Annotated in this window: 24 protein-coding genes; 19 read left to right on the forward strand and 5 right to left on the reverse strand. The window is 40.1% G+C overall.

Annotation, left to right across the window (positions count from 1 at the left end; translation table 11 throughout):
* Positions 1–2: 2 nt before the first annotated feature.
* The 5 genes from QU01_RS04235 to QU01_RS04255 are packed head-to-tail and all read right to left on the reverse strand — an operon-like array spanning position 3 to position 3787.
* Entirely contained in the window at positions 3–539 is a 537-nt protein-coding gene (locus tag QU01_RS04235; protein WP_000889347.1) for a 50S ribosomal protein L25/general stress protein Ctc, read from the reverse strand.
* Positions 540–593: 54 nt separating this feature from the next.
* A complete protein-coding gene (gene tal / locus QU01_RS04240; protein ID WP_033762473.1) occupies positions 594–1544 on the reverse strand; it encodes a transaldolase in 951 nt (316 codons plus the stop codon).
* Between the two features lie 3 nt (positions 1545–1547).
* Positions 1548–2891 carry a UDP-N-acetylmuramoyl-L-alanyl-D-glutamate--2,6-diaminopimelate ligase gene (locus QU01_RS04245; RefSeq protein ID WP_033762472.1) on the reverse strand — a complete coding sequence of 448 codons (1344 nt, stop codon included), beginning with the start codon at positions 2889–2891 and terminating at the stop codon, positions 1548–1550.
* A 3-nt stretch (positions 2892–2894) separates the two neighbouring features.
* Positions 2895–3506 (reverse strand): hypothetical protein, encoded by a 612-nt coding sequence (locus QU01_RS04250; protein WP_001168627.1) that lies wholly within the window; start codon positions 3504–3506, stop codon positions 2895–2897.
* Between the two features lie 11 nt (positions 3507–3517).
* On the reverse strand, positions 3518–3787 hold the full coding sequence (locus tag QU01_RS04255; RefSeq protein WP_000569296.1) for a NifU family protein: 270 nt from the start codon (positions 3785–3787) through the stop codon (positions 3518–3520).
* 138 nt (positions 3788–3925) lie between these two features.
* On the opposite strand from QU01_RS04255, the gene QU01_RS04260 reads away from it, so the two are divergent.
* The 19 genes from QU01_RS04260 (at position 3926) to QU01_RS04350 (ending at position 23280) form a co-directional block, all read left to right on the forward strand.
* Positions 3926–5527, forward strand: a complete 1602-nt coding sequence (locus QU01_RS04260; protein WP_033762471.1) for an inorganic phosphate transporter — start codon at positions 3926–3928, stop codon at positions 5525–5527.
* Positions 5528–5634: 107 nt separating this feature from the next.
* The gene (locus QU01_RS04265) at positions 5635–6984 is read left to right on the forward strand and encodes a hemolysin family protein (RefSeq protein WP_033762469.1); all 1350 of its coding nucleotides are present in this window, start codon (positions 5635–5637) and stop codon (positions 6982–6984) included.
* Positions 6981–8513, forward strand: a complete 1533-nt coding sequence (locus QU01_RS04270) for a TolC family protein (RefSeq protein ID WP_033762467.1) — start codon at positions 6981–6983, stop codon at positions 8511–8513. Before QU01_RS04265 ends, QU01_RS04270 begins: the two co-directional genes overlap by 4 nt.
* A gap of 11 nt (positions 8514–8524) precedes the next feature.
* The gene (locus QU01_RS04275; RefSeq protein ID WP_000071823.1) at positions 8525–9514 is read left to right on the forward strand and encodes an HlyD family secretion protein; all 990 of its coding nucleotides are present in this window, start codon (positions 8525–8527) and stop codon (positions 9512–9514) included.
* Between the two features lie 11 nt (positions 9515–9525).
* Positions 9526–10623, forward strand: coding sequence for an ABC transporter permease (locus QU01_RS04280; RefSeq protein WP_033762466.1), 1098 nt, complete (start codon positions 9526–9528; stop codon positions 10621–10623).
* Positions 10620–11750: an ABC transporter permease gene (locus tag QU01_RS04285; RefSeq protein WP_033762462.1), complete on the forward strand. Its 1131-nt coding sequence runs from the start codon at positions 10620–10622 to the stop codon at positions 11748–11750. The genes QU01_RS04280 and QU01_RS04285 overlap by 4 nt, the downstream gene beginning before the upstream one ends.
* Positions 11737–12309 (forward strand): YigZ family protein, encoded by a 573-nt coding sequence (locus QU01_RS04290; RefSeq protein ID WP_033762461.1) that lies wholly within the window; start codon positions 11737–11739, stop codon positions 12307–12309. The genes QU01_RS04285 and QU01_RS04290 overlap by 14 nt, the downstream gene beginning before the upstream one ends.
* A gap of 10 nt (positions 12310–12319) precedes the next feature.
* Entirely contained in the window at positions 12320–12766 is a 447-nt protein-coding gene (hemJ, locus tag QU01_RS04295; protein ID WP_000506512.1) for a protoporphyrinogen oxidase HemJ, read from the forward strand.
* Between the two features lie 26 nt (positions 12767–12792).
* Positions 12793–13533: a bifunctional demethylmenaquinone methyltransferase/2-methoxy-6-polyprenyl-1,4-benzoquinol methylase UbiE gene (gene ubiE / locus QU01_RS04300; protein ID WP_033762459.1), complete on the forward strand. Its 741-nt coding sequence runs from the start codon at positions 12793–12795 to the stop codon at positions 13531–13533.
* Between the two features lie 9 nt (positions 13534–13542).
* Complete coding sequence (locus QU01_RS04305; RefSeq protein ID WP_033762457.1) at positions 13543–13803, forward strand: exodeoxyribonuclease VII small subunit; 261 nt, start codon at positions 13543–13545, stop codon at positions 13801–13803.
* A gap of 3 nt (positions 13804–13806) precedes the next feature.
* Complete coding sequence (locus tag QU01_RS04310; protein ID WP_080248359.1) at positions 13807–14604, forward strand: carbon-nitrogen hydrolase family protein; 798 nt, start codon at positions 13807–13809, stop codon at positions 14602–14604.
* The gene (gene serS / locus QU01_RS04315) at positions 14605–15852 is read left to right on the forward strand and encodes a serine--tRNA ligase (protein ID WP_033762455.1); all 1248 of its coding nucleotides are present in this window, start codon (positions 14605–14607) and stop codon (positions 15850–15852) included.
* Positions 15853–15861: 9 nt separating this feature from the next.
* Entirely contained in the window at positions 15862–18396 is a 2535-nt protein-coding gene (locus tag QU01_RS04320) for a tetratricopeptide repeat protein (RefSeq protein ID WP_033762453.1), read from the forward strand.
* Complete coding sequence (uvrD, locus tag QU01_RS04325; protein WP_033762452.1) at positions 18396–20441, forward strand: DNA helicase UvrD; 2046 nt, start codon at positions 18396–18398, stop codon at positions 20439–20441. The genes QU01_RS04320 and uvrD overlap by 1 nt, the downstream gene beginning before the upstream one ends.
* Positions 20438–21094, forward strand: coding sequence for a flagellar basal body P-ring formation chaperone FlgA (gene flgA / locus QU01_RS04330; RefSeq protein WP_033762451.1), 657 nt, complete (start codon positions 20438–20440; stop codon positions 21092–21094). Before uvrD ends, flgA begins: the two co-directional genes overlap by 4 nt.
* 9 nt (positions 21095–21103) lie before the next feature.
* Positions 21104–21667 carry a UbiX family flavin prenyltransferase gene (locus QU01_RS04335; RefSeq protein ID WP_033762448.1) on the forward strand — a complete coding sequence of 188 codons (564 nt, stop codon included), beginning with the start codon at positions 21104–21106 and terminating at the stop codon, positions 21665–21667.
* Positions 21667–22140, forward strand: a complete 474-nt coding sequence (coaD, locus tag QU01_RS04340) for a pantetheine-phosphate adenylyltransferase (protein WP_033762445.1) — start codon at positions 21667–21669, stop codon at positions 22138–22140. The genes QU01_RS04335 and coaD overlap by 1 nt, the downstream gene beginning before the upstream one ends.
* 1 nt (position 22141) lies before the next feature.
* On the forward strand, positions 22142–22717 hold the full coding sequence (gene tmk / locus QU01_RS04345) for a dTMP kinase (protein WP_033762443.1): 576 nt from the start codon (positions 22142–22144) through the stop codon (positions 22715–22717).
* Positions 22705–23280 (forward strand): ComF family protein, encoded by a 576-nt coding sequence (locus QU01_RS04350; protein ID WP_033762440.1) that lies wholly within the window; start codon positions 22705–22707, stop codon positions 23278–23280. The genes tmk and QU01_RS04350 overlap by 13 nt, the downstream gene beginning before the upstream one ends.
* Positions 23281–23295: the final 15 nt, after the last annotated feature.

The raw sequence follows: 23295 nt of genomic DNA on the forward strand, positions 1-23295 counted from the left end.
AATCACTTCGCTTTAATCACACCGATCACAGCGATAGAATCATGATCTAAGATCTTAACATTCTCGTGTTTTTCTAAATCGCGCACCAAAATAGACTCATTCACATCTAAAGGGGCCACATCCACTAAATAGTGATCGGGCAAATGCTCTGGAGCGCATTCCACGCTGATACGCTTTTTAGAGAGCATTAAAATCCCTTTATTTTTCAAGCCCACCGGAGTGCCTTGGTGTTTAACGGGGACTTTAAACTTAGACTTCACGCCTTTAGTAACAGCGAGCAAATCCACATGGATAAGCTCGTTAGTAACAGGGTTTTTTTGGTATTCTTGAACCACGACTTCAAAAGTCTTATCCCCTAATTTCACCGGAAAAATCAAATGCTTTTTTTCCTTAAGGTATTTAATGAAAGGGTTTAATTTGAACGCGCAATTCACATTTTCAACACCCTTCCCATAAACATTTGCGATTAGATAGCCATCTTTTTTTAAAGCTTTAGCGTTAGCTTTAGTAATACTCTCTCTAATAACGCCTTCTAACATGTCAATCCTTTAAAATAAAATAAGGGCCTATTCTATCCAAAAAACCCTTAAAAATCAAAAACTGCTTAAAAGCTTTTCAAAGGATTGTTTGAACGCTATCAAGCCTTCTTTAAGGAGTTTTTGAGCGGTATTTTCTAAATCAATGTTGTGCGTTTTTAATTCTTTTTTAAACGCTTCAATTTTTGTAATTTTTAAAGGGGTTTGATACTCGGTGTTTGGGTCAAGCAAATAAGCGTTTAAAGCCTCTAGGGGGGCTGTATTGATAGAGTTTTTAAAACACAGCACTTTAATGTAATAATCTTTAGCTAAAGAATTGGATTTAACGCCGGTGGATGCAAAAAGGGTGCTTGTTAGCGTATTAGCATGCTGGTTGATTTGATAATAGCACTCGGTAGCGTTGATAATCCCGCTTTGAGCTTGCAAGTTTTTTGGCACTAAAGGGTCTATTTCTTTATCAAATCGTGAGACAAACACGCTAATAACCGCTCTTTTTTGCGCTTCTTTGGCTAAGATTTGAGCGATTCCACCGGCAATTTTAGGCGAAAAGACTAAAGTTACATTAACAGGAATAGAAGCTTTAGTTAAAGCGCTAATGACTTCAAGACCGCTCTCGCTCGCCGGGACTTTAATCATCACATTGGGGCGGTTTAATGTTTTGAATAACCGCTTGGCTTCATCAATGCTTTTAATAGCATCATCTTCTAAAAAAGGGTCAATTTCTAGGCTAATGTAGCCATTGTTAGGGTCTTTTTCATATAAAGGCATTAACGCGCTAGAGGCTTGTAAAATATCCTTTAGCGCCAAAGTTTCATAAATTTCTTTAGCTTTTTGGCCTTTGAGTTTAGCGATTTCATCTTTATAAAACGCGCTTTTTGTGATCGCTTCATAAAACAAACTAGGGTTACTCGTCGCCCCGCAAATAGCCCCCTTATTGATGAGCTTTAAAAAGTCGTTTTCTAAAAAATCCCTTTCTATAAAATCGCACCACAAACTGAATTCTTGCATGTTTTATCCTTGTTTTAAATTGAGATAATAATCTCTAACGATTTCTTGGTCGCTAAAAAAAATCGTTTTGTCTTTAAAAATCTGAGTGTTTTCATCGCCCTTGCCTAAAATCAATAACACCTCATCGTCTTTTAAATTTTCTAAAGCGTTTAAAATGGCTTTTTTTCGGTCTTTTTCTATAACCACTTTAGAAGAATTATTGATGCCTTTTAGAATATCCTTAATAATGTCTTCTTCGTTCTCGCTTCTAGGATTGTCTGAAGTTAAGATGATTTTATGCGCGTAATAGCTCGCTATTGCTCCCATTTCAGGGCGCTTGGTCTTGTCCCTATCGCCCCCTGCTCCAAAAAGAGCGGTGATTTTTTGGTTTTTAAAGCTTTCAAAGACTTGTTGCATGCCGTCTGTGGTGTGGGCAAAATCCACGATGACCAAGGGTTTGGCATGCACCACTTCCAAACGCCCCTTAACCCCATAAAAGTTTTCTAATAACGGCGCAATCGTTTCTAGCGCTAATTGGGTGAGCAGTTTGACCCCTAAAACGCCCGCTAAGATATTATAAAGGTTGTAACGCCCTAAAAGGGGGGAATGGACTAGAGCTGTCTCTTTATTGTTAGGATCTCTTAAATCTTGTTGGTAGCATAAAGACGCGCTAATAGAGGGGGTGAGCGAAAAGGCTTGAACATTTAAATGCGCTTTTTTATCCAGCGCGTAAGTGTGCGCGTTAATGGGGTTAAAAAGGGCGTTTGTTTCATCTCTGTTAATCGCTTTCAAGCCCTCATCTTTAAAAAAGCTGTTTTTAGCGTCTCTGTAATTTTCTATGCTTTCGTGGAAATCTAAATGATCGCTTGTGATATTAGTTAAGATTTTAAGGGCAAAATCAAGCCCAGCAATGCGATTTTGGACAATCGCATGGGAGCTCACTTCCATAATAAAGTATTCGCATTCTAAACGCATTGCTTCTTCTAAATCGCTATAAAGCTCTAAAAGAGTGGGCGTGGTCAAGCTCTTTTCTTTAATGCGTTCATCGTTAATAAAAAACCCCCTTGTGCCTAAAAGGGCGGTCTTTTTATTCAAATCTAAGAGCAAGGAATACATCAAACTCGCTGTGGTCGTTTTACCATTAGTGCCAGTAATCCCTACAATTTTCATTTTAAAATCAAAGTAGTTTTTAAGCTCGTTAAAATCTAAAACAGCCAGGTTTTTTTCTGCAATTAAAGGGGAGTATCTTTCATTTAAGGGCGTTTTGACAAAAAGGATTTCTTTAGGGTTTTCTAAAACTTCGCAAGTGTTATCGCTTAAAAAAGAGTAGGTGTGGTTTTGATAAGTCAGGGTTTTTTGAAGCTTCATTCTTTAAGCCTTATTGGATTTGAGGGCGTCTTCTAAAAGAGAACGCAAAAACTTATCGTAAATAAAAGAATCTTCATGCATGTTTTCAATGTAATTGATTGCTAATTCATAATAGCCATAGTGGTTCAATTCTTTCAAAAATTCATAAAAATCCTCTTTATTGTCAAAAATCACCCTAGAGCTGAACATCAAATCTTCAAACGCTTCCTTAAAACCGCGCTCCAAGCTCAAGCGTTTGAAATCCGCATACAAAATGCCATTCAATTCCTCGCCTTTTTGAGAAATTTGCGCATCAATCTTTTCAGTCATTTGGTTCAATCCCTCATCAAAAGAAGCGATCAAATTGATGATTTGCTCTTCAGCCTGGTTTTTTAAACTCCGTTTTTGCATAGCGATCAAGCTTTGATACAATTCATAAAAGCTATGGGCTTCTTTAGGGAAATCCTTAGCGATGTCGCTTAATAACGCCCCCACTTTAGCTTTTTGGTTGTCTTTATCCAAAAACAAAACTTCAGAAAAAAGGCGTAACGCTTCAGCGTAATGGGCTTGCTTGAACGCTAAAAATCCCTCTTTAATCAACGCGCGCTTTTTAAATTCATAATCAAACTTTTGCATGCCTATAATCCTTAAAGCTTATCAAACTCCTTAGCGTTTTCTAAGCACACCACTTCTAAATTGGGGTGGATGTCCATTTTAAGCTGCCTTTCAATGACATTTTTTAAAGTGATTTTACTGCTAGAGCAAGTCTTGCACGCTCCCTCTAAAGCCACATAAATTTTCATGCTTTTCACCCCTAGCACTTCAATATTACCGCCATCTTTGAGCAAGTAAGGGCGGATTTTTTCTATTACAATACGCACCGGTTTTTGTAAATCTTCATCGCTAAATTCTATCATTTTTTAAAACTCTCTTTAAAATTTTACTTTAAGATACCATATAATGAGCCATTTTTATCAAACAACGCTTTTTAAGAGTGGCTCAAGGGCTAATTGGATAGAATAAGACCACTATTAGAATAAGGTTTTGATGACGGTATGGAAATTAAAAACATCAAAGAGTTTGAAAAAGCTTCCAAAAAACTCCAAAAAGACACTTTAAAGATCGCTCTCGCTCTTTTGTTCCTCATCGGCGCTGCTTTGCTCGCTCTCATTTTTGGGCAGGCTAATTCTAAGGGATTGTTGCTTATTTTTGCGGCCGTGATTGGGGGGTATATGGCGATGAATATTGGCGCGAACGATGTGTCTAATAATGTCGGCCCTGCCGTAGGCTCTAAAGCCATTAGCATGGGCGGGGCGATTTTGATCGCTGCGATTTGTGAAATGCTTGGAGCGATCATTGCTGGGGGGGAAGTGGTTTCTACGATTAAGGGCCGTATCGTTTCGCCTGAATTTATTAATGATGCGCATGTTTTCATTAATGTCATGTTGGCTAGCCTTTTGAGTGGGGCGTTGTGGTTGCATGTAGCGACTTTAATTGGCGCTCCTGTTTCCACTTCACACTCCGTAGTGGGGGGGATTATGGGGGCTGGAATGGCAGCAGCTGGAATGTCTGCTATTAATTGGCATTTTTTATCAGGCATTGTGGCGAGTTGGGTAATTTCGCCTTTAATGGGGGCTTTGATAGCCATGTTTTTTTTAATGCTCATTAAAAAGACTATCGCTTATAAAGAAGATAAAAAGAGTGCGGCTTTAAAGGTCGTGCCTTATTTGGTAGCGTTGATGAGCTTAACATTTAGCTGGTATTTGATGATTAAGGTTTTAAAACGCCTCTATGCGCTGAATTTTGAAATCCAACTGGCTTGCGGCTGCATCCTTGCGCTTTTAATCTTTATTCTTTTTAAAAGATTTGTGTTAAAAAAAGCCCCGCAATTAGAAAACAGCCATGAAAGCGTTAATGAGCTTTTCAATGTCCCTTTGATTTTTGCCGCTGCGCTTTTAAGCTTTGCACATGGGGCTAATGATGTGGCTAACGCTATAGGCCCACTAGCGGCCATCAGTCAAACTTTAGAAGATGCAAATAGCCCCATAGGGAATACTTTAAGCTCTGTGCCGTTGTGGATTATGGTGGTAGGGGCAGCTGGGATTGCTTTAGGCTTGAGTTTGTATGGGCCAAAGCTCATTAAAACGGTGGGGTCAGAAATCACAGAATTAGACAAAATGCAAGCCTTTTGCATCGCGCTTTCTGCAGTCATTACCGTGCTTTTAGCCTCTCAATTAGGCTTGCCCGTAAGCTCTACGCATATTGTGGTGGGCGCGGTGTTTGGGGTGGGCTTTTTAAGAGAGCGCTTAAGAGAGCAATCAAGAAGGCGTTTTGCTAGGATCAGAGACAACATTGTAGCGGCGCACTTTGGGGAAGATTTAGAAGAAATTGAAGGTTTTTTAGAGCGCTTTGATAAAGCCAATTTGAAAGAAAAATCGCTCATGCTAGAGAGCTTGAAAAAAAGCAAGAACACCGCCATCGCTTTGGAATTGAAAAAGAAAGAAAAAAAGTCGCTTAAAAAAGTGTATAAAGAAGAAGTGATCAAACGCTCCATTTTAAAAAAGATTGTTACCGCTTGGTTGGTAACCGTGCCGGTTTCTGCACTTTTAGGTGCGCTTCTTTTTGTGGCTCTTGGTTTTATAGAAAAGTATTTCTAGGGTTTTTAAAGGCTTGATTTTTAAAGTTAGGCTTAATCTTTTATGTTAAAATTCTGAGATTTTATATTTATATTTTATCTTTATCGTTAGGTTTTAGGTTTAAAGTCATGGGGAGGAATCAAGGAGCTTATTTGGATCCGTCTGAATCGATTTTGATGTTGATGGTTGCTTTTTTATTGGTGCTGTTGAACGCTTTTTTTGTGCTTTCAGAGTTTGCCCTTGTGAAAGTGCGTAAAACCCGCTTAGAAGAGCTGGTTAAAATCGGTAATTCCAACGCTAAACTCGCTTTAAAGATGAGTCAAAGACTAGACACTTATTTGAGCGCTACGCAGTTAGGCATCACCCTTTCTTCATTAGCTTTAGGCTGGGTGGGTGAGCCCGCTATCGCAAAATTGTTAGTTGCGCTGTTTGAGTCTATGGATTTGAGAGAAAATCCTATTTTTATCCATTCAATGAGCGTGGTCATAGCGTTTTTAAGCATCACTTTTTTGCATGTCGTGTTGGGCGAGATTGTGCCTAAATCTTTAGCGATCGCTAAATCTGAAAAAGCCGCTCTTTTTGCCGCGCGCCCTTTGCATGTGTTTTGGGTCGTGTTTTACCCAGTGGTGCGCTTGTTTGATGTGATCGCTCATTTCTTTTTAAAAAAAGTGGGCATCAATCCTAAAGAGCATGACGGCACGCATTCTGAAGAAGAGTTAAAAATCATTGTGGGCGAGAGTTTGAGAGAGGGTATTATTGATTCAGTGGAGGGTGAAATCATTAAAAACGCGGTGGATTTTTCTGACACGAGCGCTAAAGAAATCATGACCCCACGAAAAGACATGGTGTGTTTGGACGAAGAAAACAGCTATGAAGAAAATATAGACATTGTTTTAAAAGGCCATTTCACGCGCTACCCTTATTGTAAGGGTTCTAAGGATAACATTATCGGCATGGTGCATATCAGGGATTTGCTTTCGCGCTCTATTTTTACCCCTAAAATGCATGATTTCAATCAAATCGTTAGGAAAATGATCATCGTCCCCGAAAGCGCTTCCATTTCTCAAATCCTTATTAAAATGAAAAAAGAGCAAATCCATACCGCTTTGGTGATTGATGAATACGGCGGCACGGCTGGGCTGCTCACTATGGAAGACATTATTGAAGAGATCATGGGCGAGATTAGCGACGAATACGACTTGAAACAAGAGGGCGTAAACAAGCTTGAAGAGGGCGTGTTTGAATTAGAGGGCATGCTGGATTTAGAGAGCGTAGAAGAAGTGCTTCATATCCAATTTGACAAAGAATGCGAGCAGGTAACGCTTGGGGGCTATGTTTTTAGCTTGTTAGAACGCATGCCTATGGAGGGAGATACAATCGTTTCGCATGGGTATGCCTTTGAAGTCTTAAGCGTGGATGGGGCCAGGATAAAACGCTTAAAAGCGGTTAAACAAGATCAGGGAGAAAATGAAGCATGAAAAAAACAACCCTCTTTGTATTGGGCTTATTATTCAATAGCTCTTTAAGCGCTGTTGATGGAGTTCCTAAAACCGAGCCTTCTTCTTTGAATTTGGCTGAAGACAGCGCGCCCTTGAACCATTCTAACGCTCAAAAGCTCTCTTTAAAAAACGCATGGAATAGGGTATTGTCTAACCATGAAGGCTTGCATGCACAAGAATACGCCATTAAAAGAGCGAGTAAAATGAAATTAGCGGCTAAGCTTTCTTTTTTGCCTCAAATTGATTTGAGCGCTTTTTATGTGTACCTCTCTAACCCCATTAAAATGGATTTTGCCAGCCAAAAACAACCGGGCGTGCAAAAAGCCACCAACCAGATCCACCAAGGCTTGCAAAACATCCAACAAAATATCCCCCCTCAAGTATTAACCCCTCAAATCCAAGCGGGCATGCAAGGGGTGATGCAAGGTTTTGGGGCTTTGAGCAGCACTTTAGAAGCCCCCTTATTGTTTTCTAAGCAAAATGTGGTGATTGGGGCTTTGAGCATTATTTATCCCCTTTATATGGGTGGGGCAAGATTCACGATGGTGCGCATTGCGGATTTGATGCAAAAAGACGCTAACGAAGTGTATCGTTTGAAAAAGCTTTCCACTTTTCAAGAGCTTGTGAGCGTGTATTATGGCATGGTGTTAAACGCAGAAGTGGCTGAAACTTTAGAAGAGGTGGAAAAAGGCCATTATAAGCATTTCCAAAACGCTTTGAAAATGCAAAAAGTAGGGCAAATCGCTAGGGTAGAAACCTTAGGCGCTCAAGTGGCTTATGATAAGGCCCATATCGCTAGCGTTAAGGCTAAAGACGTGTTAGAAGTTTCGCAACTCTCGTTCAATTCCATTTTATCTAGCAAGGACGATCTAGAGCCTTCAAGCAAATTAGAGATCCGCACGGAGAAAAATCTGCCCGATCTGAGCTTTTTTGTTGCTTCCACGCTCAATTCTTACCCGGTTTTAAAGACTTTAGAAAATCAGGTTCAAATTTCTAAAGAAAACACGAAACTACAGATCGCTAAATTCTTGCCCCAAGTGAGTTTTTTTGGCTCTTATCTCATGAAACAAAACAATTCGGTGTTTGAAGACATGATCCCTAGTTGGTTTGTGGGCGTAGCTGGGCGCATGCCTATCCTTTCTCCCACAGGGCGTATCCAAAAATACCAAGCGAGCAAATTAGCGGAGTTGCAAGTGAGTAGCGAACAAATCCAAGCTAAAAAAAACATGGAATTATTAGTGAATAAGACTTATAAAGAGACGCTTTCTTATTTGAAAGAATACAAAAGCTTGCTTTCTAGCGTGGAATTAGCTAAGGAAAATTTAAAGCTCCAAGAGCAGGCTTTTTTACAAGGCTTAAGCACGAACGCTCAAGTCATTGATGCGAGGAACACGCTTTCTTCTATCATCGTGGAGCAAAAAAGCGTGGCTTATAAATACATCGTTTCATTAGCGAATTTAATGGCGTTAAGCGATCATATTGATTTATTTTATGAATTTGTTTATTAAAGGAAAAAATCATGTCAAACAGCATGTTGGATAAAAATAAAGCGATTCTTACAGGGGGTGGGGCTTTATTATTAGGGCTAATCGTGCTTTTTTATTTGGCTTATCGCCCTAAGGCTGAAGTGTTGCAAGGGTTTTTGGAAGCCAGAGAATACAGCGTGAGCTCCAAAGTCCCTGGCCGCATTGAAAAGGTGTTTGTTAAAAAAGGCGATCACATTAAAAAAGGCGATTTGGTTTTTAGCATTTCTAGCCCTGAATTAGAAGCCAAGCTCGCTCAAGCTGAAGCCGGGCATAAAGCCGCTAAAGCGCTTAGCGATGAAGTCAAAAGAGGCTCAAGAGATGAAACGATTAATTCTGCGAGAGACGTTTGGCAAGCGGCAAAATCTCAAGCGACTTTAGCCAAAGAGACTTATAAGCGCGTTCAAGATTTGTATGATAACGGCGTGGCGAGCTTGCAAAAGCGCGATGAAGCCTATGCGGCTTATGAAAGCACCAAATACAACGAGAGCGCGGCTTACCAAAAGTATAAAATGGCTTTAGGGGGGGCGAGCTCTGAAAGCAAGATTGCCGCTAAGGCTAAAGAGAGCGCGGCTTTAGGGCAAGTGAATGAAGTGGAATCTTATTTAAAAGATGTCAAAGCGACAGCCCCAATTGATGGGGAAGTGAGTAATGTGCTTTTAAGCGGTGGCGAGCTTAGCCCTAAGGGTTTTCCTGTGGTGCTCATGATTGATTTAAAGGATAGTTGGTTAAAAATCAGCGTGCCTGAAAAGTATTTGAACGAGTTTAAAGTGGGTAAGGAATTTGAAGGCTATATCCCAGCGTTGAAAAGAAGCGCGAAATTCAGGGTCAAATATTTGAGCGTGATGGGGGATTTTGCGACTTGGAAAGCGACGAATAATTCCAACACTTACGACATGAAAAGCTATGAAGTGGAAGCCATACCCTTAGAAGAGTTGGAAAATTTTAGGGTAGGGATGAGCGTGTTAGTTACCATTAAACCTTAGAAAGGATTGTTTTGTTCAGATTGATAAGCGCATGGGTTTTACAAGACAAGTTCTTGTTTGTCGTGTGTTTTATATTGCCTTTTTGTTTAGGGGTTTTAGGCACGCAAATCTTTAAGCAAGAAATCCCAAGACAGCTTCCTATCGTGGTGGTGGATTTGGATAAGACCACTACAAGCCATCAGGTAGCGTTTGAATTAGGCGCAACGAGCGCGCTTCAAATCAAACACCAAGTGGCTAGCCTTTTAGAAGCCAAACGCTTTTTAAACTCCGCTGAAGCGTATGGGGCGTTAGTTTTGCCTAGAGATTTAGAGAAAAAAATCAAAATGGGGCGAAAGGTGGATTTGCCCTTTTACTATAATGCGGAATACGTTTTGGTGGGGAAAACGCTCAAAAACGCCTTTTTGCAAACCGCTTTGACTTTAGACGCTAAAACCTTAGCCACCAAAGCTTTAGTGCGAGATTCCAATTTGATTTCTGCTAAAGCCCAAGCAATGCCTATTGTTTTGCAATTGCATGCCCTATACAATGAAGAAAACAATTACACGCAATACCTTTTAAGCGTGATGCTGCCTTGCATGTGGCTTATTTTCATTGCGATTGGCATGCTCAATTTCATTCAAAAAACCTCTAACATGCGCGAGCTTTTGATCAGTATTTTAGCGAATGTGTGCGTGTTTAGCTTTTGGGGGATGGGCATGGCGTTTTATTTTAATTTCATTGGCATGCAGGGGAATTATGCGCATTTGTTGTTGGTCTTTTTGGCGGTAGTTTTAATGGCGCTTATTATGAGCGGGTTTGTGGTGCTAGTTTATGGCATTTCAAAAAGCGTTATTGAAACTGCGGGTGCGATTGGGGTCTATACCGCTCCAAGCTTTGCGTTTGCTGGGGTTACTTACCCGCAAAACAACATGGAAATTTTTGGGGATTTTTGGAGCCATTGCTTGCCTATTAGCCATTTCATGAAGTTCTTTTTACAAGAGGCCTATTATAAGACGGATTTTACCGAATCTTTAAATTCGTTAATGCCGCTTGTGTTCTTTTTAATCTTTTTAGCTTTAGGGCTTTTGATTTTTTATTTTTCTTTTAAAAAAGATAAGGCTAGCGCATGAATTTTTTTAAAATCCTTTTAATGGAGTTAAGAGCCATTGTTTCTCATAAAGGCGTTTTGTTAATCCTTATAGGCGCTCCTTTAATCTATGGCTTGCTTTATCCCTTGCCTTATTTGAAAGACATCGTAACGCAGCAAAAAATCGCCCTTGTAGATGAAGACAATTCTTTCCTTTCTAGGCAATTAGCCTTCATGGCGCAAAGCTCCAACGAGTTAGAAATCGCTTTTTTTAGCCCCTCTATGCTGGAAGCCAAAAAGCTTTTAAAAGAAGAAAAAATTTATGGGATCTTGCATATCCCTTCGCATTTTGAAGCCAATATCCATAAGCAAGTGCCTGTAACGATAGATTTTTATGCGAATTCCAATTACTTTTTGATTTATGGTGCGTTAGCGAATGCGGTGGTGGAGAGCATCAACGCTTTAAATGATGAGATAAGGTTCAAACGCAACGCCCAAATAGAAGAAGCTGAATTAGGGACAGACGGGATTAAAATCAGGCCTATCGCCTTGTATAACCCCAGTGAGGGGTATTTGAATTACGCGCTCTCTAGCGTGTTTATTTTCATTTTGCACCAGGTGATGCTCATTGCAAGCAGCATGTTTACTAGCTCCAGGCGTTTGGAATTGGCCCTTTTAGACAAGAAAGAAATCGCTTTAAGGCTGTGTGCAAGACTCTTGGTGTTCATGGCAGCGTTTAGCGTTTTTATTTTATGGTATTTTGGGGTGCTGTTTTCTTTTTATGGGATCGAACGGCATGGAAACGCTTTAATGGTGTTTTTGAATAGCTTGATTTTCATGCTTGCAACCTTGAGTTTGGGGTCGTTTTTAGGCGCATGGATTAAAAATGAAGCCCACACCACTCAAATCGTTTTGATTTCTTCTTTACCTTTGATTTTTATGATGGGTTTTGTGTGGCCTTTTGAATCCTTGCCCTCTTATTTACAGGTTTTTGTTCAAATCGTGCCAGCTTATCATGGGATTAGTCTTCTAGGGCGATTGAATCAAATGCATGCGGAATTTGTAGATGTTTCTATCCATTTTTACGCGCTTATTGCGATTTTTATTGCGAGTTTTATAGGGTGCGTGTTCAAACTCAGCTCTTTAAAGAAAGCTTGTGAAAACGCTTAAACACCTCATCACTTCCAAGCACCAGATTAAAGCGTCCCGCTTTTTAGGGTATCTTATGCCTTTTAGCGATTTTGAAAAAACCCTTTTGCAATTGAAAAAAGAGCATTTTAAAGCCGCGCATTTTGTAACGGCGTTCCGCTATTCTTTAGAGGGCAAAATCACGGAGGGTTTTAGCGATGATGGCGAGCCTAAAGGGAGTTCAGGGATGCCTATGCTTAGCGTTTTAAAGCGAAAGGATTTAATCAATATAGGATTAGTGAGCGTGCGTTATTTTGGAGGCACGCTTTTAGGGGTGGGGGGCTTGATGAAAGCTTATGCCACTAGCGCGTTATTGTGCGTAGAAAACGCTCAAAAAGAAAACGCTTTGAAGGATTTTGTGGAGTTAGAAACTTTAAGCGCTCATTATTCTTACAAAGAATTAGACGCTCTTCAGCGTGAAATTAAGAAATTTAGCTTACAATTAAGCAAAAAGAATTTTTCAAACCAAAGCGTGGAAGTGGAAATTAGCGGCGAAAGAGAAAATTTGCAAGCGTTTTTACAACAAAATAAGATAAATTAGGGAGAGTGGTATGGGATTTTTGAGCGGGTATTTTTTATGGGTTAAGGCTTTCCATGTGATAGCGGTCATTTCGTGGATGGCGGCGTTATTTTATTTGCCGCGCCTTTTTGTCTATCATGCAGAAAACGCGCATAAAAAAGAGTTTGTAGGAGTGGTTAAAATCCAAGAAAAAAAGCTTTATTCCTTTATCGCTTCGCCGGCTATGGGTTTTACGCTTATTACAGGGATTTTAATGCTGTTGATAGAGCCCACGCTCTTTAAAAGTGGGGGTTGGTTGCATGCTAAATTGGCTTTAGTGATCTTACTTTTAGCCTATCATTTTTATTGCAAAAAATGCATGCGCGAGTTGGAAAAAGACCCCACAAGAAGAAACGCAAGGTTCTATCGTGTGTTTAATGAAATACCCACGATTTTAATGATTCTCATTGTGATTTTAGTGGTTGTCAAGCCTTTTTAAAGACAAGCCATGAAAAAAGAAAAGTCATGAAGAAAGAAAATCGCCTCAAGCAAGAAAAAATCATCAACATGTTTGATGATATAGCCAGCTCTTACGATCAAGCCAACCGCTTGATGAGTTTTGGCTTAGACATTAAATGGCGCCAAAGGGCTTGCGAGCATGCGTTTTTGTTTTTGGAAAACAAGAAAGCGTTAAGGCTTGTGGATGTGGCATGCGGGACAGGGGATATGCTTGTGGCTTGGCAAAAAAGCGCTCTCAATTGCGGCATAGAGTTTAAGGAATGTTTGGGGATTGACCCCTCTAATAACATGCTTGAATTAGCCATTAAAAAATGTGAAGAGCTTGAAAACAAAGCTTCTTTCATCCAAGCTCAAGCCAAAGATTTAAAGGGCGTTGGAAGTAACAGCGTGGATATCCTTTCCATTGCGTATGGCTTGCGTAATATCGTGGAAAGACAAGAAGCTTTAAAAGAGTTTTTTAGGGTGTTAAAGCCTAGGGGCGTTTTAGTGATTTTAGAATTTTTAAAAAAAGACAACCCCACATGGCTGGATAAAATCTCAGGGTTTTACACGAATAAGGTTTTGCCTTTAGTGGGAGGGGCTATCAGTAAGAATTATGGCGCTTATTCTTATTTACCGCAATCCATTGAGGGGTTTTTGAGTTTAGAGAATTTGAAACATGAATTAAAAAACGCAGGGTTTGAGATTTTAAGGACTGAAGATTCTATCGCTCAAATTTCAACGACCATGCTTGTTAGAAAAAGCTAAAGGAATGTTATGCAAGATGAATTGTTTGAAACCGAAAAAGCCCCCCAAAAAAATACTAGAAACACTAAAAACGCCCCTAAAAAAAGTTTTGAAGAGCATGTTCATTCCCTAGAGCGAGCCATAGATCGCTTGAATGATCCCAATTTATCCTTAAAAGACGGGATGGATTTGTATAAAACGGCCATGCAAGAGTTGTTTTTGGCTCAAAAGCTTTTAGAAAACGCTTATTTGGAGTATGAGAAACTCCAAACGCCAGACAAAAAGGCTTAAAGCATGCGAGTGTTTGCTTTGCAATTAGAATCTTTTAAAGAAACCCTCATGCAATCCTTATTCAACTCCATACCCAAGCAAAGCGTAATCGTGCTGCCTGAGTATGTGATCAACCCCTTTTTCCACCATAACATGGAATTGGATGTGAATGAAATCAGCGATCAGTCTGTGCGAGCGATAGAGTTTTTGTCTCAAAAATGCGAAGAATTAGATTTGATCGTTTCAGCCCCGGTGCTTTTAGAAGAAGATTCTAAAATCTATAAAAAAATCGCCCTCATTTCTAAAGAAAGCGTGAAATATTACACGCAACAACGCTTAATCCCCTATCCTCACTGGGACGAAGAGAGCTTTTTTGACAATGAAAAGAGCGGTTTTAAAGAATTGCTCGTGTTTGAAAGAGACGGCTTAAAAATCGCTCCTTTGTTTGGCTTTGAAGCGCATTTTGATGAAATATGGGTTCAGGCTAAAAATCAGGGCGTGGATGTGGTGCTTTTAAGCAGTGCGGCCACTTTTGAATCCAATGAAAGGTGGCGGCTTTTGTGCCAGATGCGCGCTTTTTGCACTTCTTGCGTGGTGGTTAGGGCTAATAGGATCGGAGCGTATCGCCAAATCATTGTAGAAGAAGATCAAAAAAACGAATTTTTGTGGAAATTTTATGGGGATAGTTTTGTGGCCTTGCCTAATGGCGCTATTGAAGATTCTTTAGAGGGTAAAATGGGGGCTTTGAGCGCTCAAATGGATAAAAATGAAATTGATGAATGGGCTAAATTGTGGCATTTTAGAACGATTAAAGAGGGTTGAATGATTGATAGAAAACTTTTATTGCAAGATTTTGATAAGGTGGCTCTTTCTTTAAAAAAGCGTAATAATGCGATGGATGATGGGTTGGAGCGTTTGCACGAAGTCATCACGCATTATAAAAAACAACTCATTGAATTGGAAGGCTTGCAAGCCTTTCAAAACAAGGTTTCTAAAGAATTTGGCATCAAAATGGCTCAAAAAGTGGATACAAGCGATCTCAAAAAAGAGCTAGAAAACAATAAAATCAAATTGAATGAGCTTTCTAAAAGCGTGGGTAAATTGGAGCAACAAATTGATTTGAAGCTTTCCATAATCCCCAATCTGGTGGATGAAAAAACCCCTTTAGGCGCGAATGAAGAAGACAATATAGAGATTAAAAAAATCTTAACCCCAAGGGTTTTCACTTTCAAACCCAAAGAGCATTTTGAACTCGCTCAACAAAATGGCTGGATTGATTTTGAAAGCGGCGTGAAACTCGCCAAAAGCCGTTTTTCGGTCATCAGGGGTTTTGGGGCTAAAATTTATCGCGCGCTCATTCATTTGATGTTGGATTTTAATGAAAAAAATGGCTTTGAAATCATCTACACGCCGGCGTTAGTGAATGAAAAAATGCTTTTTGGGACTGGGCAATTACCCAAATTCAAAGAAGATGTTTTCAAAATAGAAAATGAAAATTTGTATCTGATCCCCACCGCTGAGATAACGCTCACCAATCTATACAACGACACCATTATTAGCGTTGAAAACCTCCCCATTAAAATGACCGCGCACACGCCTTGTTTCAGGAGCGAAGCAGGGAGCGCGGGCAAGGACACAAGGGGGATGATAAGACAGCACCAGTTTGATAAAGTAGAGCTTGTGGCTATCACGCACCCTAAAGAAAGCGATGTCATGCAAGAGCATATGCTAGAGAGCGCGAGCGAAATTTTAAGGGCTTTGGAATTACCGCACCGGTTCGTGCAATTGTGCAGTGGGGATTTAGGCTTTAGTGCGAGCAACACGATAGATATTGAAGTGTGGTTGCCCGGGCAAAATTGCTACAGAGAAATCAGCTCCGTTTCTAACACGAGGGACTTTCAAGCCAGGCGCGCCAAAATCCGCTTCAAAGAAAATCAAAAAAACCAATTAGCGCACACCTTAAACGGCTCTTCTTTAGCGGTAGGCAGGACGATGGTCGCTTTAATGGAAAACCACCAGCAAGAGGATGGGAGCATCCATATTCCTAAGGCGTTAGAAAAATACCTTTAAGGCTAGTTTGTGCTGAATGAAGAGCAAAATTCATTAGAAGAAAAAGGGGGCGAAAATAAAAACGAAAAAGAAACCCCTTTAAAGGGCATTCATTCTAAAATCCCCTCTTTGAAGCAGGCTTTGGAGCAGACGATTAATAAAATCAAAAGTTCTAAAGAGTTTTTTAAACAGATTTTACACAATAAAAAAAAGCTTTATATCGCGCTTGGAATATTGCTTTCACTCATTGCGCTCATTGTGGCTTTGAGTTTGTTACTAGGGCATAAAAAAGAAAATAAACAAACTTCTTTACAAACTAATACCGCCACCACTAATAACGAAACGCCTAATAACACCAACAACGCTAACAACACACAAGCCGAGGGGCAAATAGAGAATTTAGACTTACCTGATTTAATCGGCAAAGACTCTTTGAAAAGAAACGATGAGAATCAAGTGGATGCGATCATGAAAAAAGCGAGCCTTTTGTATGAGCAAGGGCAAAAAGATGAAGCCTTACACCTGTTTGACAAGGCCGCTTCTTTTTCGCAAGGGATTGCGAGCCATAATTTAGGGGTGATTAAGTTTAAGGAAAAGGATTTTAACGGGGCGTTGGATTTGTTTGATTCTAGCATCGCTTCTAAAGAAAACGCGAGCGTGAGCGCGATTGATGCGTTAGTGAGCGCTTATCATTTGCAAGATGCGGATTTGTATTATCATTATCTAAAAATTGCGAGAGACACTTTGTATAAAGACTACAAAAAGTCTTTTTATTCCTACGCTTACGCGCTCAAATCCTATTACGCCGGGGAGTATTTTGAAGCCCTTTCGCCTTTAATGCACCCTAATTCCAACGCCTTTTTAAAACCTAACGCGCGCTTAGCGTCTAAATTGTTTTTGATGTTTAAAGATGAAACGAACGCTTACAAGCAATTACAAAAAAGCGCAAACGCCCAAGATGAGCTTGCTTTAGGGCTTTTGCAGGCGCGTTTGGGCCATTACAAGCAGGCTTTGGAGCATTTGCAGCATTATTTGCACAACTACCCTAAAGATTTAAACGCTTTAATGGCTTTGGAATTGGTGAGTTTGAAAATGGGCGATACCCTTAAAGCGAGCGAAGCCTTAAAACTAGCCAGCCACACGCAAGAAGACACGCTATTAGCCAACTCTTTTTACCCCATTAAGCCCACTATAAACCCTGTTTTTTTGGATAAAGAAAGGGCCAAAGAGCGTTTTTGGAACACGCAATATTTTGAAGGTAAAAGGGATTTTATCTACCGCTTGCTCTTTTATTACGCTCCTTTTAAGGTTTTAGACTCTAAAGAAACCTTAGGCGTGATTGAAGAGGGGCTGTTTCTTTTAGACTCTGATGTGCAAAAGGATTTAGAGGGGGCAAGCCTTGCTTTTAAAAGGGGGCGTTTGATGGCGATAGCGGATAAAAACGCGCTCAAAGGGTTGAAAGCGTTAGAAAACAAGCGCTTAAAAAAAGCCCTTTCTTTTTTTGATTTGTCTTTAAAAAACAGCCCCAATAACGCGCTCCTCCATTATAATACAGGCTTAATTTATGCGCAATTAGAAAATTACCACAAAGCCTATTTCCATTTTTTAAGGGCTTTCCATTTGAATTCTGCGGATTATTTGAGCGCGATTTTTGCAATTTTAGCCTCGCATTTCACCCACGAAGACACCACGGAGTTTTTAAGAGAAATCACCGAGAATTTTTATAGTCAGGATTTTTCTAGCCCCACGCAAAAAGCTTTACTCTCTTCGCTCATCGCTTATTTGAATTACCGCACCAATTGGGATATGGACTGGCTTAAAAACGCCCCTAAAAAGCTCCCCTTTTATTACGCGCTAGAAGCGGTGTTCGCTAAAGAGAGCAAGGATAAAAAATTGATGGTGCAATCTTTTGGGAATTTAAAAAAAATGCTCCCTAAAGATCTCATCTCTAACATCTTTTATGAAATCGTCTCGTATTATGATGCGAGCATCCGGCACACTTTAAGCATTTACACCCTTTTAGATTCGCATAAAATCAGTTGGGATCAAACCATGCAAGGGCCCATTTTAGGGCGTCATTTCTACACTTACATGGGATTTATGGTCAATGATTTGGATCATCAAGAAAAATTATTAGAGCAAAAAATCGCCAGTTTAGAAGAGGGCGAATCCCCTAACGATTGGTTAGAAAATTTAGCGCTAGTGAGCTTGTTTCAAGGCCAGTATGAAAAAGCGAGCACGTTGTATCAAAACTTAATTAGCGATCTTAAGGACAATGAGGTGCGTTTAAAAATCCTAGCGGGTTTAACCTATATTGCGCAAAAGAATTACAATAACGCCGCTTTATGGCTAGAGCTTGGGAAATTAGACGATCCTAATAATGAAAATATCCGTTACGCTTTAGGGTTGTTGTATCAAAGAAAAGGGGACTTGAAATCAGCGCTAAACCATTTTTTAGCCATTAAAACCTCTGATTTTTCTTCGCCTTATTTTGATTTTGAAATTGATACTAACCTTTTAAAAGAGCGTTTGAACCAAGAAGAAAAGGGCGAGTTTTTAGAATAATGGGTTTTGAAAAAAGCATTTTAGACAATTTAAACGGAGCGCAAAAAATCGCCGCAAGCCACATTCAAGGGCCTTTGCTCATTTTAGCGGGAGCTGGGAGCGGTAAGACTAAGACTTTAACGAGCCGTTTAGCGTATTTGATTGGTGCTTGTGGCGTGCCTAGTGAGAACACTTTAACGCTCACTTTCACCAATAAAGCGAGTAAAGAAATGCAAGAAAGGGCTTTGAAATTGTTGAAAAACCAAGCCCTTATCCCCCCCTTGCTTTGCACTTTCCATCGTTTTGGTTTGCTGTTTTTAAGGCAACACATGAATCTTTTAAAAAGAGCGTGCGATTTTTCGGTGCTAGATAGCGATGAAGTCAAAACGCTGTGCAAACAGCTCAAAATTTCAAACTTTAGAGCCAGTATTTCTCAAATCAAAAACGGCATGATGGATTTGAGCATGCAAGATAGCGAATGTCATAAAGCGTATGAGCTTTATCAAAACGCGCTCAAAAAAGACAATTTAGTGGATTTTGACGATTTGCTTTGTTTAAGCCTTAAGATTTTACAAGATAATGAAAAACTTGCCAAAGAAACTAGCGAGCGCTACCATTACATCATGGTAGATGAGTATCAAGACACGAACGCCTTGCAATTAGAATTTTTAAAACAATTGAGCTGCACGCATCATAATTTGTGCGTGGTGGGCGATGACGATCAGAGCATTTATGGGTTTAGGGGGGCCGATATTTCTAATATTTTAAATTTTTCCAAGCATTTTAAAGGGGCTAAAATAGTGAAATTAGAGACCAACTACCGCTCCAGCGCTGAAATCTTAGCGTGCGCTAACTCCCTTATCAGCCACAACCAACACCGCCATATTAAAACGCTTCAAAGTTTCAAAGGCTCGCATAAAAGCGTGATTTGTAAGGAATACCCCACGCAAAAAGAAGAGAGCCTGGATGTGGCTTATCAAATCAAAGCCCTTTTAAAGAAGGGCGAGAATTTAGAAAATATCGCTATTTTGTATCGCTTAAACGGGCTTAGCCGCAGCATTGAAGAGAGCCTAAACGCTTTGAATATCCCTTATAGGCTCATTGGGGCGCTGAGTTTTTATGAAAGAGCTGAGGTTAAAGACGCTTTGGCGTTCATGCATGTAGTGGCGAAAAAAGACGATCGCTTTTTTATTAAGCGTGTTTTAAACAAGCCCCCAAGAGGCCTTGGCAAGATCACTCAAGAATGGATTTTTTCTCTTTTAGATAAAGAGGATTTGAATTTAGAAGAAGTGTTAAAACTTGGGGCGTTTAAAGACAAACTAAACCCTAAAAACGAATACGCTTTAAAGAAATTCATGGCCATGATAGGGCGTTTGAGGGAGGCTTTTGAAATTTCAGTAGAGAGGTTTTGCACTCAGTTTTTAGAAGAGACTAACCTTTTAAAAAGCTATGAAAAAGAAGACAATTATGAAGAAAGAGAGGGCTTTGTTAAAGAGCTTTTAACCTTATTGAAAGAGCATTTTAAAACTAACCCCACGCATTCTTTACTGGATTTTTTGAATGAAAGCGTGCTAGATGTCCATAATACAGAAAACGCGCAAAAAGTGAGTTGCATGAGCGTGCATATGAGTAAGGGATTAGAGTTTAAGCATGTGTTTGTGATCGGGTTAGAAGAAGGGTTTTTCCCGCATAGGGGGTTCAATCAAGAAAGCGATTTGGAAGAAGAAAGACGCTTGGCTTACGTGGCAATCACTAGGGCTAAAGAAGGATTGCAACTTTCTTATGTCAAAGAGCGTTCGTATTTTGGGAGGAAAATTTCTTGCTCGCCCTCTGTGTTTTTAGAAGAAGCCCAGTTGCTCAAAAACGATCAAGCCCCTAAACAAAATCATCAAAAAGACGTGCCCATTAAAGTGGGGGATTTGATCAAACATAAGATTTTTGGCACCGGTAGGGTTTTGGGCGTGGAAAAAGGCTTGAGCGGTTTGTGCTTGAAAATCAATTGCGGAGGGAATGTCTATGATAAAATCTCAGAAAAATTTGTAGAAAAAGTGGATAACGAATTTTGAAAATTTTAACCCTTTTTTTGATAGGTTTAAACGCGCTCTTCGCCTTAGATTTGAACGCGCTTAAAAAAGAGATTAAAGAAACTTACCTCAAAGAATACAAAGACTTAAAATTAGAAATTGAAACCATTAACTTAGAAATCCCAGAGCGCTTTTCTCACGCTTCCATTTTAAGCTATGAATTGAACGCTTCTCATAAACTTAAAAAAGATGGGGTCGTGTTTTTAAAATTGGAAAATGAGCCTAATTTACGCCTACCGGTGCGTTATAGCGTGATAGGCAGCATGCAGGCTTTTAAAAGCATAGGAGCGATTAAAAAAGACGAAAACATCACCGCTAACAACACCAAAAAAGAACGCGTTTTGTTTGGCACGCTTTCTAACCCCTTATTAGAGGGCGCGATTGATAGAGTGAGCGCGAAACATTTTATCCCCCCTGACACGCTTTTAAGCATGGATAAAACCCAAGCCTTAATCATCGTGCGTAAAAACGACATCATCACCGGGGTGTATGAAGAGGGGCAAATCAGCATAGAAATAAGCCTAAAAGCCCTAGAAAATGGCGCGCTCAATCAAATCATTCAAGCCAAGAATTTAGAAAGCAATAAAATCTTAAAAGCAAAAGTGTTGAGCAGCTCTAAAGCGCAAATCTTATAAAGGACATTCATGAAATTGGTTTTAGGCATCAGTGGAGCGAGCGGGATACCCCTAGCCTTGCGGTTTTTAGAAAAATTACCCCAAGAAATTGAAGTTTTTGTCGTGGCGTCTAAAAACGCGCATGTCGTGGCGTTAGAAGAATCTAACATCAACCTTAAAAACGCCATGAAAGATTTACGGCCTAGTGGTACTTTTTTCAACGAGCAAGACATCCATGCGAGCATCGCTTCAGGGAGCTATGGTATCCATAAAATGGCGATCATTCCAGCGAGCATGGACATGGTGGCTAAAATCGCGCATGGCTTTGGGGGGGATTTGATCTCTAGGAGCGCGTCTGTGATGCTTAAAGAAAAGCGCCCCTTACTCATTGCCCCTAGAGAAATGCCTTTAAGCGCTATCATGTTGGAAAATTTGCTCAAACTCGCCCATTCTGATGCAATCATTGCGCCGCCGATGATGACTTATTACACCCAGAGCAAGACTTTAGAAGCGATGCAAGATTTTTTAGTGGGGAAGTGGTTTGACAGCTTAGGGATAGAAAATGACTTATACCCGCGATGGGGAATGAACTGATGCAAAAAATCGGCATTTACCCAGGCACTTTTGATCCGGTCACTAACGGGCATATAGACATTATCCACCGATCCAGCGAATTGTTTGAAAAGCTCATTGTTGCTGTGGCGCACTCAAGCGCTAAAAACCCCATGTTTAGTTTAGATGAGCGTTTAAAAATGATGCAACTGGCCACTAAAAGTTTTAAAAATGTAGAATGCGTGGCGTTTGAAGGGCTATTAGCCAATCTGGCTAAAGAATACCATTGCAAGGTGCTAGTTAGAGGTTTAAGGGTGGTGAGCGATTTTGAATACGAATTGCAAATGGGCTATGCGAACAAATCCTTAAACCACGAATTAGAAACCTTGTATTTCATGCCCACTTTGCAAAACGCTTTCATCAGCTCTTCTATCGTGCGATCCATTATCGCGCATAAGGGCGATGCGAGCCATTTAGTGCCTAAAGAAATTCACCCTTTTATTGCAAAGGTTTAAAATGTATGTGGTGTTAGAAGGCGTTGATGGCGCGGGCAAAAGCACTCAAGTAGGGTTATTAAAAGACCGGTTTAAAAACGCCCTTGTTACCAAAGAGCCAGGGGGGACGAGAATGGGCGAGAGTTTAAGGCATATCGCTTTAAATGAAAATATCAGCGAATTGGCTAGAGCGTTTTTATTCTTAAGCGACAGGGCTGAGCATACAGAAAGCGTGATAAAACCGGCATTGAAAGAAAAAAAGCTCATCATTAGCGACAGGAGTTTGATCTCTGGCATGGCTTATAGCCAATTTTCAAGCTTAGAATTAAACCTGCTCGCCACTCAAAGCGTCTTGCCTGAAAAAATCATTCTTTTAGTGATAGATAAAGAGGGCTTAAAACAGCGCTTAAGCCTTAAAAGTTTAGACAAAATAGAAAACCAAGGCATAGAAAAATTACTCACAATCCAGCAAAAGCTCAAAGCTCACGCTTATTTATTAAAAGAAAAATTCGGGTGCGAAGTTTTGGAATTAGACGCCAAAGAAAGCGCTAAAAACTTGCACGAAAAAATCGCCGCTTTTATTGAATGCGTTGTTTAACTTGTTTGAAGCTTTCTTTTAAGCCCCTTTGCTCAAATTGCCTAAACGATTTGCCCTTAAGCTTAAGAGTAAGGGTTTTAGAGGGCGTGAGCGTGTATAGTTTTTACGCTTATAGCGAAATAGAAGAACTCATTAAAAGCAAATACGCGCTGATTGGCTCTCGCATTTTGCCCTTGCTTTCTCAAAAAGCCGGTGCGGAATTTGTGAAAATCCTGCAAGAACAAGGCTTGACTACCCCCCTTTATGGCATCGCCATTGATGATAAAATCAAATCCTTTTACTCGCATTCAGCCGCGCTTTTAAAAGGCTTTTGTCAAGGCAATTTAAAGCCCACTTACGGGACTTTAAGGGCGACTAACGCTGTTTCGTATGCCGGGAAAAGCTTAGAATTTCGTGCCAATAACCCACGGAATTTCACCTTCAAAGGCGATGAGAATTTAGATTATTTTTTATTAGATGATATTATCACCACCGGCACCACCCTAAAAGAAGCCCTAAAATACCTTAAAACCCTAAACATCAAAGCCCACTTTGCGATCGCGCTTTGCAGCGCGGATGAATGAGTTATAATTTTATTT

Origin of the sequence: Helicobacter pylori SA221C (assembly GCF_000476855.1) — a bacterium.
Classification (GTDB): Bacteria; Campylobacterota; Campylobacteria; order Campylobacterales; family Helicobacteraceae; genus Helicobacter; species Helicobacter pylori_DK.

What these genes read in the sequence shown, in the direction of transcription:
- QU01_RS04255 (WP_000569296.1), bottom strand. Translation starts at nt 3,787, where the DNA reads ATGATAGAATTTAGCGATGAAGATTTACAAAAACCGGTGCGTATTGTA.
- QU01_RS04265 (WP_033762469.1), top strand. Translation starts at nt 5,635, where the DNA reads ATGGGGAGGAATCAAGGAGCTTATTTGGATCCGTCTGAATCGATTTTG.
- hemJ (WP_000506512.1), top strand. Translation starts at nt 12,320, where the DNA reads ATGGGATTTTTGAGCGGGTATTTTTTATGGGTTAAGGCTTTCCATGTG.
- QU01_RS04275 (WP_000071823.1), top strand. Translation starts at nt 8,525, where the DNA reads ATGTCAAACAGCATGTTGGATAAAAATAAAGCGATTCTTACAGGGGGT.
- QU01_RS04260 (WP_033762471.1), top strand. Translation starts at nt 3,926, where the DNA reads ATGGAAATTAAAAACATCAAAGAGTTTGAAAAAGCTTCCAAAAAACTC.
- QU01_RS04250 (WP_001168627.1), bottom strand. Translation starts at nt 3,506, where the DNA reads ATGCAAAAGTTTGATTATGAATTTAAAAAGCGCGCGTTGATTAAAGAG.
- QU01_RS04335 (WP_033762448.1), top strand. Translation starts at nt 21,104, where the DNA reads ATGAAATTGGTTTTAGGCATCAGTGGAGCGAGCGGGATACCCCTAGCC.
- QU01_RS04350 (WP_033762440.1), top strand. Translation starts at nt 22,705, where the DNA reads ATGCGTTGTTTAACTTGTTTGAAGCTTTCTTTTAAGCCCCTTTGCTCA.
- coaD (WP_033762445.1), top strand. Translation starts at nt 21,667, where the DNA reads ATGCAAAAAATCGGCATTTACCCAGGCACTTTTGATCCGGTCACTAAC.
- QU01_RS04285 (WP_033762462.1), top strand. Translation starts at nt 10,620, where the DNA reads ATGAATTTTTTTAAAATCCTTTTAATGGAGTTAAGAGCCATTGTTTCT.
- QU01_RS04305 (WP_033762457.1), top strand. Translation starts at nt 13,543, where the DNA reads ATGCAAGATGAATTGTTTGAAACCGAAAAAGCCCCCCAAAAAAATACT.
- ubiE (WP_033762459.1), top strand. Translation starts at nt 12,793, where the DNA reads ATGAAGAAAGAAAATCGCCTCAAGCAAGAAAAAATCATCAACATGTTT.
- QU01_RS04245 (WP_033762472.1), bottom strand. Translation starts at nt 2,891, where the DNA reads ATGAAGCTTCAAAAAACCCTGACTTATCAAAACCACACCTACTCTTTT.
- QU01_RS04310 (WP_080248359.1), top strand. Translation starts at nt 13,807, where the DNA reads ATGCGAGTGTTTGCTTTGCAATTAGAATCTTTTAAAGAAACCCTCATG.
- QU01_RS04235 (WP_000889347.1), bottom strand. Translation starts at nt 539, where the DNA reads ATGTTAGAAGGCGTTATTAGAGAGAGTATTACTAAAGCTAACGCTAAA.
- tmk (WP_033762443.1), top strand. Translation starts at nt 22,142, where the DNA reads ATGTATGTGGTGTTAGAAGGCGTTGATGGCGCGGGCAAAAGCACTCAA.
- tal (WP_033762473.1), bottom strand. Translation starts at nt 1,544, where the DNA reads ATGCAAGAATTCAGTTTGTGGTGCGATTTTATAGAAAGGGATTTTTTA.
- uvrD (WP_033762452.1), top strand. Translation starts at nt 18,396, where the DNA reads ATGGGTTTTGAAAAAAGCATTTTAGACAATTTAAACGGAGCGCAAAAA.
- QU01_RS04270 (WP_033762467.1), top strand. Translation starts at nt 6,981, where the DNA reads ATGAAAAAAACAACCCTCTTTGTATTGGGCTTATTATTCAATAGCTCT.
- serS (WP_033762455.1), top strand. Translation starts at nt 14,605, where the DNA reads ATGATTGATAGAAAACTTTTATTGCAAGATTTTGATAAGGTGGCTCTT.